Here is a 17991-nt window from a genome sequence, read left to right on the forward strand (position 1 = left end):
TATAATGAATCTCATCCATGATCTCCACATCCCACTAAGGAAGCTAAAATTTATTTTCTCACATTTAATTCAATTCATCATGAATACGAGTAACACAAATGATGAGAGTAAAACTGTGGTGGCTGATCTCCGGGAAGATAAACCAGGTCTGCGAATAAAAACCAAAACTGGCCAGGAAACAGCAATATCAACAAACATTATTGATGAATTTAAGGCTGGTATGCGGGGTAAATTAATTTATCCTGATGATGCAGGTTATGATGATGCCCGAAAGATTCACAATGCCATGATCGACAAACATCCGGCTTTGATAGCTCAGTGTGCAGGCGTGGCAGATGTCATTACCACCCTCAGGTTTGCCAGAGAAAACAGCCTGTTGTTTACCGTTCGTGGCGCTGGCCACAATGTTGCAGGAAGTTCGGTTTGTGATGGCGGAATTGTTATCGATCTCTCCCATATGAAGGGAATTCGGATAGATCCTTCAGAACGAACAGCTGAGGTGGAACCAGGCGTAACATGGGGTGAACTTAACCACGACCTGCAGATTTTTGGTCTTGCTGCTACAGGTGGTTTTATTTCTACAACAGGCGTGTCAGGACTTACCCTGGGTGGCGGACTGGGTTGGTTGCTTCGTAAACACGGATTGGCATTGGACAACCTTATATCTGTAGATGTTGTGACTGCTGATGGGCAGTTTATCACCGCTGATGCAACTCAAAATAGAGATCTCTTTTGGGGCGTTCGTGGCGGTGGTGGAAATTTGGGAATTGTAACGTCGTTTAAGTTTAGGGTACATCCTGTGGGTTCCGTTTGGGCCGGAATGGTGATGCATCCGACATCAAAAGGGAAGGAAGCCATTAAGTACTGGCGTGACTATGCTGTAGACTCGCCAGAAGAGTTAACCGGCGCAGCCCTGATTTTCTTTCCGCCCGCAGAACTCCCTATACCTGAGGTATTGCATCGGGAGGGTATCGTAGGCACGGGAGGGGTTTACGCAGGAGATCTCAAAATCGGTGAACAGGTGCTGCAGGAACTCCGGCAGTTCGGTCCACCAGAAGCTGATATTTTTAGACAAATGTCTTACAGTGAGGCGCAAATGATGGCTGATTTTCTTTGGCCACGGGGATTGTATAATTATTGGAAGTCAAACTTTCTCAAAGAACTGAATGATGAAGCTATTGACACTATGCTTAAATTCTTTGCCCAGGTTCCATCCCGGCTAACAGTAATAGTTATTGAACACGTTGGAGACGGCGCTATGAATAGTATTGGAGACGATGAAACGGCCTTTTCCGTCCGAAATGGGCGATTCAATTTTCTGGTTACTTCTCTATGGACCAATCCTTCAGAAACTGATGCCAACATTCGGTGGACTCGCGAGTTTTGGGATGCTATGAAACCTTTTATGGCAGACGAAGTTTATATTAATTATATAGGTGATGAGGGTGAAGATCGCGTTAAACAAGCCTACGGTAAAAAATATGAGCGCCTGGCTGAGTTAAAGAATAAGTTTGATCCTGAAAATCTGTTTTGCGTGAATCAGAATATTGCGCCAGCAGCGCCACTCACAACTCACCACTGACAATTCATTAAATAATACAAACTAACTGATCTTCAATTTATTGAGCAATTCATTAAAGTAACCGGGTGCCTGTAACAACCTGCTGCCATACCAACTGAACATTTCACCATCGGCCAGCAGGATGAGCGTATGGGGCAGGTATTGTTGCAATTCATCGATATGTTGTTGCTTAAAGGGGTAAGGTTCGGAAGAAAGCAACAGCAGTTTACAGTTGGCAGTTTGTAGTTGATCTACTGTAATAGCCGGATACCGCGTTTGGTGCTCAAAAACATTCTGCAGGCCACAGCGCAGAAGCATCTGGTGAATGAAAGTATCGTTACCGATGGTCATGTAAGGGTCTTTCCAGATCAGGTAGGCGGTTCGCACAGCAGGTTGTACAGGAGTGATCTGTGAAAAAGCTGCTTCAATATGATGGGTTGTAGCTGCAGCCTTTGCTGCCGTGTTGGTCATATCACCCAGCGCCCGGATCATCCCCAAAGCATCTCCCAGCGTATTCACATCACTCACCCATACCGGGTAATGCCGGGCCAGTTCTTCCACCTGCTCCCGCACATTCTCTTCCTTATTGGCGATGATCAGATCAGGCTGAAGCTCATGCACCACATCCATATGCACCTTCTTCGTGCCACCCACTCTTTTTTTGGAACGGAACCAGTGCCCAGGATGCACGCAGAACTTAGTGATGCCCACCACTTCCTCGTCCAGCCCCAGGCTGGCCAGTAATTCCGTTTGGGAAGGCACCAGGGAAATGATCCTTTGCGGGATGCCGGGCAAGGTAATTGTCCTGTTGAGCTGATCGGTGAATGAAGGCATCTTGCAAGTTACAGGGTTTACTTAAAATGTAACCTTGCCAGGAAACACTCCCTGTCTTTTCCTCGTTGCCTTGTTGCCTCAGTGCCTCGTTGCCTCTAAGGCCATTACACCCGTGTAAAAAACAGATCAAATGAGTATGGAAAACCAGCGCTTTATAATCTCACTCAATTGCTCAATACCTTACCATGTTTAAAAACTACTTTACCGTTGCCTGGCGCCACCTGCTGAAAAACCGCCAGTTTACCGGGTTAAATCTGGTGGGCCTGTCTACCGGACTGGCCTGTACCTTACTCATCTGGCTATGGGTACAGGATGAAAGGTCGGTGGATAGGTTCCATAAAAATGATGATCATCTCTTCCAGGTCATGGAACACCGGCCGCACAGTGGTGGTATTACTACTTCCCCGGAAACACCGGCCCTCCTGGACGAGACTTTAACAATGCTCATGCCCGAAGTAGCATCCGCTACAGTTACTACACCTCCCTCCTGGTTTCCCCATGTAGTGCTGTCAGTAGGCGATGAAAATATAAAGGGAGCCGGATTATTTGCCGGTAAAGATTACTTCAAAGTATTCACCTATCCGCTTATCGGCGGTAATCCCAACGAAGCGTTGGCCCACAGGGATGGCATAGTGATATCAGAGCAACTGGCCATGCGCCTCTTCCATGATACAGACCAGGTGATCGGGAAGCAGGTATCCTGGCAGATATTTCAGATCAAAAAGAGCAGCATCGTTACCGGTGTTTTTAAAGGAACGCCTGCCAACGCTTCTATCCAATTCGATTTCCTGTTGTCCTTTGAGGCGTTTAAAGAGATCATGGGCATGCAGGGCGGTATGGACAGTGGCGGCCCTTTTTATACGTACGTGGTATTGAAGGAAGGTACACGGGTAGCTGCTTTCAATGATAAGCTGAGCGCTCTTATGAAGGACAGGAGCAATGGCAATCAGCGCCGGATGTTCCTGAAACCGTATGGCGAAAATTACCTGTATGGTGATTATGAAAACGGCGTGCAGTCGGGTGGACGAATCGCTTATGTACGGTTGTTTTCGCTCATCGCCATTTTTATCCTCGTAATGGCCTGCATTAATTTCATGAACCTGTCCACCGCCAAAGCTGCCGGCCGTATGAAGGAAATGGGTATCCGCAAAACCATTGGAGCAGGGCGGCTTTCGCTAATGGTGCAATACCTGGCAGAGTCTTTCCTGCTGGTACTGGCAGCCACGTTACTCGCCTTATTGATGGTTCTGTTTTTCCTCCCCACCTTTAATCATATCACCGGTAAAGAGCTTGCCATTGCCGTAGATACACGGTTTGTGGTAACGCTGTTGTGCATGGTATTGATCACCGGCTGCCTGGCGGGTAGCTATCCTGCTTTCTATCTTTCCGGCTTTCATCCGGTGGCGGTATTGAAAGGGAAGGTCAATCCTGGAACAGGCGCCTTGTGGGCGCGGAAAGGACTGGTTATCTTCCAGTTTACCTTGTCGGTAGTATTTATTGTAGCAGTATGGGTGGTATACCGGCAGATCGCTTTTATACAATCACATAAAACAGGCTATGACAAAGAACAGGTGATTTGTTTTGATGCAGAAGGCAAGGTGCCGGCAGGTATGGATGCCTTCTTAACGGAGATCAGGCAAATACCGGGCGTGGTCAATGCCTCCAGCATGGTGGGCAATGTACTGGGCGGACCTTCGTTGGGTATTCCCTGGCAGTGGAATGGCGTAGAAGAAACCACGCCGTTCAGGTGCTTTCAGGCCAGTTATGGCATGATAGAAACATTGGGTATTGAGATGAAAGAGGGACGCTCTTTCTCTGCTGCCTATGGGATGGATACCGCTGCCATCATTTTCAATGAAACGGCTATCAGGGTAATGGACATTAAAGACCCGGTAGGTAAAGTGATCCGGTTTAGTGGAACAGATTGGCGGATCATAGGCGTTACAAAGGATTTCCATTTTCAATCCCTGCATGAAGCCATCAAGCCATTGTTCTTTAAGCTGGATTTCCAAAATACGACAGTCATGGTGAAGATCAATACGGCCCGGGAAAAAGAAGTGATCAACCGGCTGAAGGCATTTTATACAACCTTCAATCCCGGCTTCCCTTTTGATTACAAATTCCTCGATGAGGATTACCAGGCCCAGTATCAGGCCGAGCAGCGGGTGGCGGTTCTTTCCAGGTATTTTGCCGGGCTGGCCGTGCTGATATCCTGCCTGGGCCTGTTTGGCCTGGCTTCTTTTACTGCTGAGAAGAAACGTAAGGAAATAGGCATACGCAAGGTATTGGGCGCTACAGTAAGCCAGGTAGTGTTGTTATTGTCGAAAGACTTCCTGCGGGCGGTGGGGATAGCCCTGGGTATAGCGATGCCACTGGCAGGGTGGATCATGCATGACTGGCTCAATGGGTTTGCCAGGCATATCAGCCTGGGCATAGACATATTCCTGGTAACGGGCATAGCCGTGATCCTGCTCACGCTATTAACGGTTAGCTTCCAGGCGGTGCATGTGGCGATGGCCAACCCGGCTAAAAGCCTGGATACAGCATAACGTTAAACAGTGTAACTAACAAAAATAATGGCTATTGAAGCGGGCTGTTGAAGAGGCTGCCCTTTGTAATGGTGAAAGCGACCTGTTGTTTTTGTGAGGAGACCGCTGCTGCCTCCTGCTAAATAGAATAAGGATCATCTAGCAGGAGGGTATTGGATTGCAGGCGGTTCTTAACACACAGGAATTGGAACTCAATTGGTTTTTTCTCGGACGTTGGATCTTATTGGACGGTTTTTCCTAAGGATACGATCAAATTGGTTTCTTTCGGACTTGGACTCTTGGACGGTTTTAAAGGACTTAGGACATTGGTCTTTTCACAGACAAGGATGACAATCGTTTGGACATTGGACGGCTCATACGGACATTGGATCTTGGACTCTTGGATTTAAAAGGAAAAAGAAGTTGATTGATACTGGATTTTAGGATTTTCTCTGGATATTGGATGTGTAACTGATCTTTACACCGGATATTGGATATGATTGATAAGCTATCAATCAACTTCGATAACAAAGATATATCCACATTGAAATGTTAACAAGAGCAGAAACTCTCGATTTAATTTATTCGGTATTTACTGCAATATTCGTAAGTACTTCAGGGTAGTTGTAGTAGGATAACGTAGTAGGTATGGTAATACTACGAGATTGCCCCTGGGAAAGGGCTATTTCATTGATCAGCATCAAAAGTATGGTACGTGAATTTACCAGTTATTCACATATCAACAGCTATATTAAAATAATTTAATCTGATTGGCCGGTCTTTATGCTACCCCGGCTTTTGCCTCCATTAAACGGGCGGGAAAGCGCATTGATCGAATAAAGTTCAGGATCAGCTTTTCAGGTTGCATCTTTGTATCAGCTTATTGAGAAGCCCTTTTTAATCCCTACACCCGCTCTCAATACAACAGGGGAAGAACCGAAATTATCTGCCCCTTGTCTCTGATTAAAAGATTTTCTAAAGAAGGAAAGGCTGGTTGTCTAACCGGCCTTTTTATTTTTTGTAAGAAGTCCAATTAACAAAAGTCTGCAAGTCAGTAAGCTCGTGGAGTTAAAAACTTTCGAAGCAAACGTACTCACCACTGACCACTCACTATTAATTGCCCAGCGCCTGGATCACGTCATACTTGGTAACGATGTGGAAATTGCCGGCTTCATCCTTGCTTAATACCGCGCCATTGTCTTTATTGATCAGGGTGCGCAGTTTTTCGATGGGAGTGTTGAACTCCACTACCGGGAAAGCAGGTTCCATCACACTTTCTACAGAAGCATTTTTAATATCGGGATTGGAGAATACTTTCTGGAAAAGGCCGCTTTCACTGATCGCACCAATAAGGCCATTGCCATTAACAACAGGTATGTGCTCAATATCGTGTTTCTTCATCAGCTCTACTGCATCGGCCACCGTATGTTTGGGTTCAATAGTCACCAGCTTTTGTTTGGCCGGCCGGCCGTTCACAATATCCCTGAACGTTTTTACATCCAGGAAGCCCCTTTCCATCATCCACTGGTCATTATAGATCTTTCCTACATAGCGGCTGCCATGATCATGGAAAATACATACTACGAGATCATCCTTTTTGAGGCGGTCTTTTAACTGTATCAATCCCTGCAGGCAACTGCCGGCGCTATAGCCGCAGAACAGGCCTTCTTCTTTGGCAATGCGGCGGGCCATCACAGCGCCGTCTTTATCGGTCACCTGTTCAAAATGATCAATCACGCTCATATCATAATTCTCCGGCACAAAATCTTCCCCGAAGCCTTCGGATACATACGGGTGTACCTCTTTCATATCTACCTCACCGGTGCGGAAATACTTGGTAAGCAGGGAGCCATAAACATCAATGGCCCAGATCTGGATGTTGGGATTCTTTTCTTTCAGGTACATAGCTGTACCAGTTACGGTGCCGCCTGTTCCGGCTGTACATACCAGGTGGGTGATCTTACCGTCTGTTTGTTCCCATAACTCAGGCCCCGTGGTTTCATAATGCGCCAGCCTGTTGGCCAGGTTATCATACTGGTTGCAAAGGAAGGAATTGGGGATCTCTTTGGCCAGCCTGCGGGCTACAGAGTAATAAGAGCGCGGATCATCGGGCTCCACATTGGTAGGACATACAATTACCTCAGCGCCTACGGCTTTCAGGATGTCCATCTTTTCCTTCGATTGCTTATCGGTAGTAGTGAAAATACATTTATAGCCTTTTACACAGGCGGCCAGGGCCAGCCCCATGCCGGTATTACCGCTGGTACATTCAATAATTGTGCTGCCAGGCTTCAACTTGCCTTCCTGCTCGGCTACTTCTACCATCTTCAGGGCCATGCGGTCCTTAATGGAATTGCCAGGGTTGAAATAATCCACTTTGGCCAATACCGTGCAGGGAAAATCCTTCGTGATCTTGTTCAGCTTGATCAATGGCGTGTTACCAATCGTTTCCAGTATGTTATGCTTAATATCCATTATCCTGTGTTTGTGAGGCAAAGGTAAGAAATAGGGGGTTACCGGTAGACATTACCCGGGGCAGGGGGAACAAGGCTACAGCGCTGAAAAACAGGGGCTAACCATTCATAAACCTTTTGCAAACCTTTTTTCATCCATGTGTGAACCATGTGTCAAACATGTACGCTTCATTGGAGAACACCCCCATTTGACACATGGTTCACACAAGGATGGTACAAGGATTAGGCGAGGATGGTAGGAGCCTACTGAGAGTGGAGTGCTCTAAATATGGTCAGGGATACCCTGAAAAGCGCACTGGAGTGCTCTAATACTGTACATCTTCATAGTGTACCAGTGCAAGGTTCAGGCCATACCCTGAGCATTCCGCACCCATCAACTGCCCTTTCCTTCCCCTTTTGAGACGGTTTTTCAATAGCCCGGGCGCAGCATAAAAGCGAAGTATAAAGGATCGTTAAAAGGGACCGCATGGCTGGAAAGTAATAAATTTGCCTATATTTTCACGCGTAAATCAAGGGTATTGAAAGCATATTTTGTCAGTGGAATGGCGGCCGATGAGCGGGTATTCAAATATGTCCGTTTACCCGAAGGGTATGAAATAGTACACCTCACCTGGATCACTCCTCAGAAAGACGAGTCATTACCATCATATGCTTTACGCATGGCGGAAAGAATTGACACCAGTCAGCCTTTTATACTGGTAGGCTTGTCATTTGGCGGCATGCTGGTAACAGAAATTGCCAAACGGTTCCCGCCTGTTAAAACCATCCTTATAGCTAGTATCCCTTTGTCTACCCACCTGCCGGGCTATTTCCGGGTAGCAGCTATCCTGCGCCTGCATAAAGTAATACCCATCGGACTGGTCAAAACGGCGGCCCGGTTAAAACGCTTTATTACCAATGAGAAGTCGGAAGATAAAAAACTGTTGTGGGAGATCATCAGGAGTAGTGATCCCGCTTTCATCCGTTGGTCTATGGAAGCCATTCTGAAATGGAAGAATGAAGAAATGCCGCAGCCGGTATTGCACATTCATGGTACACGGGATGAGATACTGCCTGCACGATACACAAAACCTACCCATATTATCCCGAAAGCCGGTCACCTGATAGTGATGACGAGCCCGGATGAAGTAAACACGATCCTGTACAATGCATTGGCTGTATAAGGGTTAAAAATCATATTTAGATCGGTAATTACTGTTGATAAAACAAAGTTTTTTCTTTCATTCCTTCTCTTACATTTGCTCCCCCGAATCCGAAGCAGTTGAAGACGGAATGAGGGGCATCAAATTAATATAGTATCAGACCATGGAAATAAAGTACACACAAAAGATCGCCGAGAAATTAAGTCTTACACTGAAACAGGTTACCAGTGTCCACGATCTGCAGGCGGAAGGCGCTACCATTCCCTTTATGGCGCGTTACCGCAAAGAAGCTACCAATAACCTCGATGAGGTGGCCATTGGTAATGTGGTGGAACAAATCAATTACTTCAATGAGCTGGACAAGCGCAAGGAAACCGTGATCAAGACCATTGAGGGATTGGGCAAGCTGACGCCGGAATTGAAAGACCGTATTGAGAATTGCTATGATGCTACAGAATTAGAAGATATCTACCTGCCTTATAAACCCAAGCGGAAGACCAGGGCCACCCAGGCCATTGAAAAAGGATTGGAGCCGCTGGCCAAAACGTTGTTTGAGCAAGGCGCTGAAGATCCCGCCACGGAAGCCGCCAAATTCATTACCGACCAGGTAAAAGATACCAAAGAGGCCCTGCAGGGCGCCCGTGATATCATTGCAGAATGGGTATCGGAGCATGAGCAGGCCAGGAATAAAGTGCGCCAGTTATTTACCGAAACAGCCGTATTCTCTTCCAAAGTGCTCACCAGTAAAAAAGAAGAAGAGGAAGCACAGAAATACCGCGATTACTTTGAATTCAACGAGCCGCTGTCACAAAGCCCTTCCCACCGTATCCTGGCCATTCGCCGGGGCGAAAAAGAAGGATACCTGGTGATGGATATCAATATTGATAAGCAGACGGCGGTAGATGAGCTGGAAAGGATCTTTGTCAAAGCATCCAACCCCAACAGCACAGAAGTAAAGAAAGCGATAGAAGATAGTTTTGAACGCCTGCTGAAATCATCCATCGAAAATGAGTTCCGTCTGGTTAGTAAGAACAAGGCCGATGAAGAGGCCATTCATGTATTTACAGAAAACCTTCGCCAATTGTTATTGGCTTCTCCGCTGGGATCTAAAAAAGTACTGGCCCTTGATCCGGGCTTCCGTACAGGTTGTAAAACAGTATGCCTCGATGCACAGGGCAATTTGGTGTACAATGGTGTTATCTACCCGCATCCGCCGCAGAATGAATGGTCGAAGAGTGAGGCCGAAGTTAAGTTCCTGGTGGAGAAATATGGTATTGAGGCCATTGGTGTAGGAAATGGTACTGCCGGCCGGGAAACAGAACAACTGGTAAGGGGTATTGATTTTGGCCGGCCGGTGAGTGTATTCCAGGTCAATGAAAGCGGCGCCTCTATCTATTCTGCTTCAGAAGTGGCGCGGGAAGAATTCCCCGACCAGGATGTTACTGTGCGTGGCGCGGTGAGCATTGGCAGAAGGCTGCTGGACCCGCTGAGTGAGCTGGTAAAGATCGATCCGAAATCCATCGGGGTAGGACAGTACCAGCACGATGTGAACCAGACCAAATTGAAAGATGCATTGGACAGGGTAGTGGAGAGCGCCGTGAACTATGTAGGAGTGGATGTGAATACAGCTTCTAAGCATTTGCTATTGTACGTATCCGGCCTTAACAATACACTGGCTAAAAACATTGTAGAATACCGGGCCAAGAATGGCGCTTTCAAAAGCAGGGACGAATTAAAGAAAGTGCCTTTGATGGGGCCTAAAACCTTTGAACAATGCGCGGGCTTCCTGCGTATTTCCGGGGCTCCCAATCCGCTGGATAACTCTTCCGTTCACCCCGAAAGCTATTTCGTGGTAGAGCAGATGGCCAAGGACCTCCAGGCTTCTTTGGAAGACCTGATCAAACAGGCCGAACTGCGCAAGAAGATCAATAAGAAACAATACATCAGCGAAACCATTGGGGAGTTCACTATTACGGATATCCTGAAAGAGCTGGAAAAGCCGGGTCGCGACCCACGGGCCCCGATCGAGGAATTCCGTTTTGATGATACCATTAAGTCTATTGAAGATGTGAAGCCGGGCATGACAGTGCCGGGTATTGTGACCAACATTACCAACTTTGGTGTGTTTGTTGACATTGGTGTAAAACAGGATGGACTGGTGCATATTTCCCAGCTCAGCAACACCTTCGTTTCCGATCCCAACCAGGTGGTGAAGTTGAACCAAAAAGTAACGGTGACTGTTACGGAGGTGGATGTGAACAGGAAGCGGATCGCCTTAACCATGAAGGATCAGAGCAGGCAGGGAGGCAACCAATCACGCCAGCAGTCAGGAACAGGCGGTGGCAACAGGCCTTCCGGCGGCAACAAGCCCCAGCCTAAGAAGCAGGAGCCGCTCAATCCCTTCCAGGCCAAGCTCATGGAATTGAAGAAAAAGTTTAATGATTAAGTAATTAACTATACAATGAGGTGACACCTTTCACCTGCGACGAAAAGGAAAGGTCTCACCTCGTATAGAAGCCGGTTGTTTAACCGGCTTTTTTATTGTCGTATATGCGTTGATGATTGTATTGTGTTTTATTTGATTAAAAATAGCGTTAACAAATATTCGCTATTATTTTTGAAGGCGTTCTGAATAAAGTTTAAATTTAGATAACCTCTATATAGGGCATCTGCATGGATCGGTCCTGCCTTTATGTTAACCATTAAAAATTTTATCATGAAAAACAGGATTTTTCTGATCGCTATGCTATTATCTGTATTGCCTTTCCTGCTATCAGGTAGTTCATTCAAGGAAGCCAAGAAATCAGATTTTATATTTTATTGTGGTGTTATCAGTGCTGGTTGCCCACCTGGTCCGGGGGGTATCGGTGGTCAGGTGTATATTGTGCTCTTGAGTGATGGTGTCGATGCCTGGATACATGATCTTACTGTGGATGGGATGTCTATTGGTTACATGCCTTATTCTGTTGTAGATCTTGGAGGTGGTCAATTTTCTATAAACATCGATTACTACTGCCCCTCGGGTGGGATGTGGCATTACAATGGCGGGGCGTTTACGGCGCCGTGTCCATAGCTGCTGAATTTATTGTTTAAGGGTGACATCTTCAAAGGTGTCACCCTTTTTGTATGGTAATCGTTGTTAAATACTGGTGAATTGTCGTTAACAGATAAAGAGCCGTATTCTTTCGTAAGAAAAAGGTTATGGGTATTTTTAGTAACGTATATATACAGATGATTTTGCGCGGATCGGTCCTGCCTATTTGTTAAACCATTAAAAATTTTATCATGAAAACAAGGATTTTTCTGATCGCTATTCTATTGTCTGTAATGCCTTTTCTTCAATCTGCCAAAGCACCTGAAAAACTATCCATCGCTAAAAAAATGGCCTGGGTAGATTATTGTGGTTATATCAGTGCGGGCTGCCCTGGTGGTTCCATCGAAGTGAGAATTGCCAGTGATGGCACTACAGCGTACTTATTGGCGGTTACGGTGGGTGGTTCACCCATTCAATACCACCTAAACTCTATTTCTGTTGTTGCCGGATCTTCCAATGTATTTTCTTTGAACCTGGACTATAAATGCACCGTCACAGGATCATGGGTCAACTACATAGGCGGCGCTTATACGATGGTTTGCCCATAAACACTTTTAACTGATCTAAAAAAGCCCTTCCGGGGAACCGGAAGGGCATACCGGAACATAGTGATAACAGATCACCATGTAAAAGGGTAAGTTTTTCTTATAAAGGAAGCTTACCCTTTTGCATATAAAATGTATTGAATAGTCTGATGCGGGAATTAATCAGGGATCTTACAGCGCGGAGCAACCCCAAACCCGAAACTCCAAACCCGAAACCTTTAATGTTTTTCCTGTAATTGTTTTTTCTTCTTACCGAGGTACATATCCAGTAATACCAGCCCCAATACTGCATTGATCATAACAAAAATGCTCGTGTAAGTATTGTTGAAGAATTTACTAAAATCAACCTTGTTGATATCCGAAGGGTTAACATTGAACGGCAGGGTAGTGTTGCCACCTCCACTCGACCAGTTGACCTGCCCCAAACCATAAATCAGAAAGCCGGCAATGGTAAGCAGGAAAAAAGCAAAGATGCCCCGGATAATGCGTTTATTAATATAAGACTGGGCAGCAGGCGCAATATGATACTTCGCAATATCTTCCATTACATTTTGGGTAAAGCGCATGGAAGGTTCATCCAGTTCCAGGCTATTGCTCATGAGCTGGTGCACATCCAGCAGTTCGTGGTACTTATTCCGCCATTCTATATTGCTTTCGATCAACTGCTCAATGGCCGATTTCTCTTCGGGCAAAGCATGTCCATCAATATAGTCCCACAAACGCTCTTCTATGGATTGTTGCGTATTCATACTGCTTCGTTTTATCAATTCATAATATCTTTTACTTCCTGCACAAAATAAGTTTCCATCTTTTCCTTTAACCGTTGCCGCGCGCGGTGCAGGCGCACCTTCACGGTATTGGGCTCCAATCCCATGATCTGACCTATTTCTTCCAGGCTTTGTTCGCCCTGGTAAAAAAGGTTGATCAGCTTGGCATCATCAGGGCTCAGCAGGCGGATGGCTTTATTCACCATCTGTACCTTGGATTTCTGTTCTACCTGGTTGGCCTTGAAACCGGAGTCGGTACTTTCCACAGTTTCAAAAACCTTCTCATTGTCCAGCGAATGTGTATCCAGTTTCTTCTTACGCAGGAAAGTGATGCAGGTGGTGGTCACAATGGTATAGAGCCAGGTACTGAACCGGGATTCACCACGGAAATCGGCCAGGCTGCGATAGGCTTTAATAAATACATCCTGTGCTATTTCTTCGGCATCCTCCCGGCTGTTGGTGTAGCGTAGCGTAATGGTGAATACGAAATTCTGGTATCGTTTCACCAGGTCGGCATACAGTGATTGCTCACCACGCAGCACTCTGCTAATGATCTCATTATCATTCGTTCCGGTATTCATTACTGGTGATAGGACTACATGTGACGGCAGCAGGTTACAGTTGTAAGGTAAGATTTTTAAAAGAGTCATTTTTTCAAAATATCCTGTAACCTCTTATCCTGCCCCGTAGTCCTAATAATCGTAACAGGCGCTGAAAAAAATAATCTTTAAAAGCTGTAACCCCGGGGATGAAGCAGTAGTCTGATACAGAAACAAGCAAAAAATAACTTTTAAAACAATAAAAAATTGAAGCCATGGATGAAGGTCAATTAGCGATACTGATGGTGTTACTCAGCAATTTAGCGCTTTGCTTTTTGATATTCGGTATTCGATACCTGCGCAGCCGTGAAAATATGGCCATGATCGAAAAAGGCCTGGACCCCAAACTAAACCAGAACCGTCCCGCCCCTTTTATGAACCTGAAATGGGGATTGCTCCTGGTGGGCGCTGGTGCAGGATTACTGGTAGCCTATGTACTGGCCGATTATGTATTGTTCCGTCCCGACAAATGGGGCCACAATGATGCAGATAATCCAGCTATCTATTTCGCCCTGATCGCGATAGGCGGTGGATTCGGACTGATCACCTCCTACAAGATCGAGAAGAAGGAGTTGCTGGACAAGAAGGAAATCTGAAGTCGGAGGTCAGAAATCGGAAGTCTGAGCAATAGTCGGGGTCCGAAGTTGGAAGTCTGCTGCGTATCGAATCGAGCGCATCTGACTTCCGACTTCGGACTTCTTACTTCTTTATCTCCTCAAGCGCTCTCTTCACCATCGTATCATTCATATTATTCACCTCATAATAACCCGGCATGCGCCATATCTGGCGGGCCAGCCAGGTCTTAATACGTTGCTCTACTTCGGCCTTGTCGCGGGCGGTGATGGATTGCAGTTGAATAGAATCCTTAGCGGCAAAATTCACCAGGGTATTCCAGGCAGTACCTAGCTGGTCAAAGCGCTGTGCAAAATCCGCCGGTGTTTTGAACTGGCTGAAATAAGGACGGTTTTGCATATAATACGTATAAATGAACTGGCTGAAGGTCTGGTTATTGAACAGGGCATATACCGGCTGGGAATAGCCTGCTGTGTCAAAAGGAATAAATAGGTCGGGTGTAATACCGCCACCTCCATAAACAGTTCTGCCGCTCTTGGTTTTATAGGCAGGACCAGTATGGTTGGCGCTGGTATCTCCTTTGATCATTTCCCCGTTATGAAAACGTTCGGCCACTTCTCCATTATAGGCGGCACGGCCTTTATCGTAAGGTTTCTGGATATTACGGCCCAGCGGGGTATAATAGCGGGCTACTGTCAACCGCAAAGCAGCGCCGTCTGTAAGATCATATTGCTCCTGTACCAGTCCCTTACCAAAAGTGCGGCGGCCAATAATCGTTGCCCGGTCCCAGTCCTGCAGGGCGCCTGCCACTACTTCACTCGCAGAGGCTGAATTCTCATCTACCAGTAATACCACCTTGCCTTTTTCCAGCAGGCCGGGGCGCTTGCAGCGGAAATCCTGCCGGGCTTGTTTATCGCCCTGGGTATACACGATCAGTTTATTATCGTCCAGGAACTCATCCACAATATCTACGGCTTCGCCCAGTATGCCGCCTCCATTATCACGGAGGTCAAAAACCAATTGTTTCATGCCCAGCTTCTGCAGCTTCTCGGTAGCCTGCATGAACTCTTCATACGTAGTGCCGGAGAATTTATTGAGGTGGATATAACCGGTGGTGGGATCCAGCATATAGGAGGCATCTACTGAATACAGGGGAATAGTGCCGCGGGTAATGGTGGCCTTGACGACCTGTTTGTTCCTTAACAATACTACCTGCACCTCGCTGCCGCCGGGGCCACGCAATAGCTTTTTGATCCTGTCTCCATCAATATGGCCGGCTACGGCAGAGTCGCCTACTTTCAGGAACTGGTCGCCTACCTGCAGGCCTGCTTTGTCACTGGGGCCATCGGCCAGTACATTCGTAACATTCACCGTATCGTTGATAATATAGAACTCTACGCCAATACCCTCAAAATTACCCTGCAGTTCTTCATTCACATTGTCAAGGTACCGGGCCGGGATGAAAATGGAGTGCGGGTCCAGGTGCGAGAGCATCGCCTGTATCGCATCATCAGTCAGGGTATCGGTATTTACCTTGTCTACATAACGCAGGTTCACCAGGTCAATCACTTCCTGCACGGAAGAACGTTTGGCGGATTCAAAAATGCCCCGCGAATAAGGGATATTCTGGCGTAACCCGGAGCCAATCCACATACCTACAATCAGTACAAGGGAGAACAATAAGGGTAGCCATACCTGTAATTTCTTCATCTGCTAATAATATTTTTAAAGGTCGGATGTCATAACCTGGTTACTTTTTCTCCCAAAAAGCTGGCATAACTGCGGTTTTTTGCTGCTTTTTTGTAGAATAAGCTGTCTGGCAGATTACTTCATGCGGGGTCGCTCAATTTTAAAATTTAGGGGCGAAGTTCATAATTAATTCTCAATTCCACGCTTTACCTTCGTTAAATGGTTGCTGCTGAGTATGAAAGACTAAACGGATATATCTATGGCCATTTTGATCGCGGATAGCGGGGCTACTAAATGTGAATGGAGCCTGGCAGAAACAAGAAAGAAGAGCAAGACGGTGTTTACGCAGGGTATCAGTCCCTATTTTTTGAATACTCCCCAGATTGAAGCAATCATCCGGAATGAATTATTGCCCGGATTGAAGAACAGGGCGGTAGACGCAGTTTTTTATTATGGCACAGGATGCGCCAATCCCGACAATGCCAAATTGGTAAAAAAAGCCATTACCAATGTATTTCCGGGCATAGAAGTACAGGTTACGCATGACCTCTTTGCCGCGGCGCGCGCCCTCTGTGGCCGGGAAAAAGGGATCGCCTGCATCCTGGGCACAGGCAGCAATTCCTGCTATTACAATGGGCAGAAAATCGTTAAAAACAGCCCCGGGCTGGGCTATGTCCTGGGCGATGAAGGCAGCGGCGCCTACCTGGGCAAAAAAGTATTGCAATATTACCTGTACAATACCTTTGATGAGGAGCTACGGTTTAAATTTGAAGCTAAGTACAAGGGTATTAATTCGGTAGAGATACTAGAAAATATATATAAGAAACCATTCCCCAATCGTTATCTGGCCACCTTCACCCTCTTCCTGGCAGAGAACCGCGGGCATTACATGGTTGAAAATATTGTAGAGGATGGATTAAATGATTTTTTCTTTAATCATCTTTGCAAATACGGTGAAAGCTGGAAGCTGCCTATTCATTTCACAGGCGGTGTATCCTGGGCTTTCCGGGATACGGTCACAGATTTGTGTCATTCCTATGAGTTTGAACTGGGGCAGATCCTGAAAAATCCGATGGAAGGCCTGATCAAATACCACCTTGACCAATAAGGCGCCTTAGCCAATTCACGTTAAAAAAAGAAAGAATACGTATACATGTCAGCATTCAACAAAGTAACTGAGCAGTCGAGTCATTACAGGCATTTGGAAAAGATGAGTATCAGGGAGCTTCTTACCAGTATCAATGAAGAAGATAAGATCGTGCCGTTGGCGGTGGAGAAGGCAATACCACAAATAGAGCAACTGGTGACTGCCATTACGGATAAGATGCTGGCTGGCGGACGTTTGTTTTATATGGGCGCAGGGACCAGCGGCCGGCTGGGCATCCTGGATGCCAGTGAAATACCCCCCACTTATGGAATGCCGCAGGGCCTGGTCATCGGCCTTATTGCCGGCGGTGAAATAGCGATCCAGCGTCCGGTGGAGCAGGCCGAAGATAGCTGGGAGCAGGGCTGGCTCGATCTGCAGCAGCACCAGGTAAATGATAAAGATGTGGTGATCGGCATAGCGGCCAGCGGTACTACCCCTTATGTGATCGGTGCGCTTAATGAAGCCCGTAAACAGGGCATTACTACCGGTTGCATTACCTGTAACCAGGGATCGCCCCTGGCCAAAGCCGCCGAATTCCCGGTGGAAGTAGTGGTAGGGCCGGAATTTGTGACCGGCAGCACCCGCATGAAAAGCGGAACAGCCCAGAAACTGGTGCTCAACATGATCTCTACCTCCGTCATGATCCAGATCGGCCGGGTGGAAGACAATAAGATGGTGAACATGCAACTGACCAATAGCAAGCTGGTTGACCGCGGCACCAAGATGGTCATGGAAAAAACCGGCATTAACGACTATGATAAGGCGAAAGCACTGCTCATCAAATATGGCAGTGTGAAAAAAGCCGTAGACAGTTTCGGGTTATGAGTTTCGGGTCTCGGGTTGCTGCCGCGCCTGAGAGACCTTGACGAAAAGGGTTTCTTGCATAACAGGCAGGAATTTTACCGTAGAAGAACCCGGAACTCCAAACGCAAAACCCGAAACAAATTATCCTTTTGTAAAATCTTACTGCCTCCTGTAAACTATGCTTTGATATATCTACGAAATTGTCGTATCTTTCTGTACATCATTCAATCATTA

General features: G+C 46.5%; 14 protein-coding genes. 9 read left to right on the top strand and 5 right to left on the bottom strand.

Going from position 1 to position 17991, the window contains the following annotated elements; all coding sequences use genetic code 11:
• Positions 1–4: 4 nt before the first annotated feature.
• Positions 5–1582 (top strand): FAD-binding oxidoreductase, encoded by a 1578-nt coding sequence (locus HB364_RS10870; protein WP_167288007.1) that lies wholly within the window; start codon positions 5–7, stop codon positions 1580–1582.
• Positions 1583–1603: 21 nt separating this feature from the next.
• Here HB364_RS10870 and HB364_RS10875 read toward each other — a convergent pair whose 3' ends face one another.
• Positions 1604–2395, bottom strand: coding sequence for a helical backbone metal receptor (locus tag HB364_RS10875; protein ID WP_167288008.1), 792 nt, complete (start codon positions 2393–2395; stop codon positions 1604–1606).
• A gap of 185 nt (positions 2396–2580) precedes the next feature.
• On the opposite strand from HB364_RS10875, the gene HB364_RS10880 reads away from it, so the two are divergent.
• Positions 2581–4944 (top strand): ABC transporter permease, encoded by a 2364-nt coding sequence (locus HB364_RS10880; RefSeq protein WP_167288009.1) that lies wholly within the window; start codon positions 2581–2583, stop codon positions 4942–4944.
• A 1092-nt stretch (positions 4945–6036) separates the two neighbouring features.
• Here the strand turns inward: HB364_RS10880 and HB364_RS10885 are convergent.
• On the bottom strand, positions 6037–7398 hold the full coding sequence (locus HB364_RS10885) for a pyridoxal-phosphate dependent enzyme (RefSeq protein WP_167288010.1): 1362 nt from the start codon (positions 7396–7398) through the stop codon (positions 6037–6039).
• A 517-nt stretch (positions 7399–7915) separates the two neighbouring features.
• Between HB364_RS10885 and HB364_RS10890 the strand changes: the two genes are divergently transcribed.
• The 4 genes from HB364_RS10890 to HB364_RS10905 all read left to right on the top strand — a co-directional run bounded on the left by HB364_RS10890 (position 7916) and on the right by HB364_RS10905 (position 12181).
• Positions 7916–8560 carry an alpha/beta fold hydrolase gene (locus tag HB364_RS10890; RefSeq protein ID WP_167288011.1) on the top strand — a complete coding sequence of 215 codons (645 nt, stop codon included), beginning with the start codon at positions 7916–7918 and terminating at the stop codon, positions 8558–8560.
• A 142-nt stretch (positions 8561–8702) separates the two neighbouring features.
• A complete protein-coding gene (locus tag HB364_RS10895) occupies positions 8703–10985 on the top strand; it encodes a Tex family protein (RefSeq protein WP_167288012.1) in 2283 nt (760 codons plus the stop codon).
• 270 nt (positions 10986–11255) lie between these two features.
• On the top strand, positions 11256–11612 hold the full coding sequence (locus tag HB364_RS10900; RefSeq protein WP_167288013.1) for a hypothetical protein: 357 nt from the start codon (positions 11256–11258) through the stop codon (positions 11610–11612).
• A gap of 212 nt (positions 11613–11824) precedes the next feature.
• Positions 11825–12181: a hypothetical protein gene (locus tag HB364_RS10905; protein WP_167288014.1), complete on the top strand. Its 357-nt coding sequence runs from the start codon at positions 11825–11827 to the stop codon at positions 12179–12181.
• A 215-nt stretch (positions 12182–12396) separates the two neighbouring features.
• On the opposite strand, the gene HB364_RS10910 is transcribed toward HB364_RS10905, so the two are convergent.
• Together HB364_RS10910 and HB364_RS10915 are read right to left on the bottom strand one after the other, a co-directional pair.
• Positions 12397–12927 carry an anti-sigma factor family protein gene (locus HB364_RS10910; RefSeq protein WP_167288015.1) on the bottom strand — a complete coding sequence of 177 codons (531 nt, stop codon included), beginning with the start codon at positions 12925–12927 and terminating at the stop codon, positions 12397–12399.
• Between the two features lie 14 nt (positions 12928–12941).
• Positions 12942–13526: an RNA polymerase sigma factor gene (locus tag HB364_RS10915; RefSeq protein ID WP_167288016.1), complete on the bottom strand. Its 585-nt coding sequence runs from the start codon at positions 13524–13526 to the stop codon at positions 12942–12944.
• Positions 13527–13759: 233 nt separating this feature from the next.
• Between HB364_RS10915 and HB364_RS10920 the strand changes: the two genes are divergently transcribed.
• The gene (locus tag HB364_RS10920) at positions 13760–14140 is read left to right on the top strand and encodes a DUF6249 domain-containing protein (protein WP_208419934.1); all 381 of its coding nucleotides are present in this window, start codon (positions 13760–13762) and stop codon (positions 14138–14140) included.
• Between the two features lie 103 nt (positions 14141–14243).
• Here HB364_RS10920 and HB364_RS10925 read toward each other — a convergent pair whose 3' ends face one another.
• The gene (locus HB364_RS10925; RefSeq protein ID WP_167288017.1) at positions 14244–15827 is read right to left on the bottom strand and encodes a S41 family peptidase; all 1584 of its coding nucleotides are present in this window, start codon (positions 15825–15827) and stop codon (positions 14244–14246) included.
• Positions 15828–16065: 238 nt separating this feature from the next.
• Here HB364_RS10925 and HB364_RS10930 point away from each other — a divergent pair, with 238 nt between their 5' ends.
• Together HB364_RS10930 and murQ are read left to right on the top strand one after the other, a co-directional pair.
• Positions 16066–16914, top strand: coding sequence for an N-acetylglucosamine kinase (locus tag HB364_RS10930; RefSeq protein WP_167288018.1), 849 nt, complete (start codon positions 16066–16068; stop codon positions 16912–16914).
• 45 nt (positions 16915–16959) lie between these two features.
• Positions 16960–17778, top strand: a complete 819-nt coding sequence (gene murQ / locus HB364_RS10935) for an N-acetylmuramic acid 6-phosphate etherase (RefSeq protein ID WP_167288019.1) — start codon at positions 16960–16962, stop codon at positions 17776–17778.
• Positions 17779–17991: the final 213 nt, after the last annotated feature.

Origin of the sequence: Paraflavitalea devenefica, from assembly GCF_011759375.1 — a bacterium.
Lineage (GTDB): Bacteria > Bacteroidota > Bacteroidia > Chitinophagales > Chitinophagaceae > Paraflavitalea > Paraflavitalea devenefica.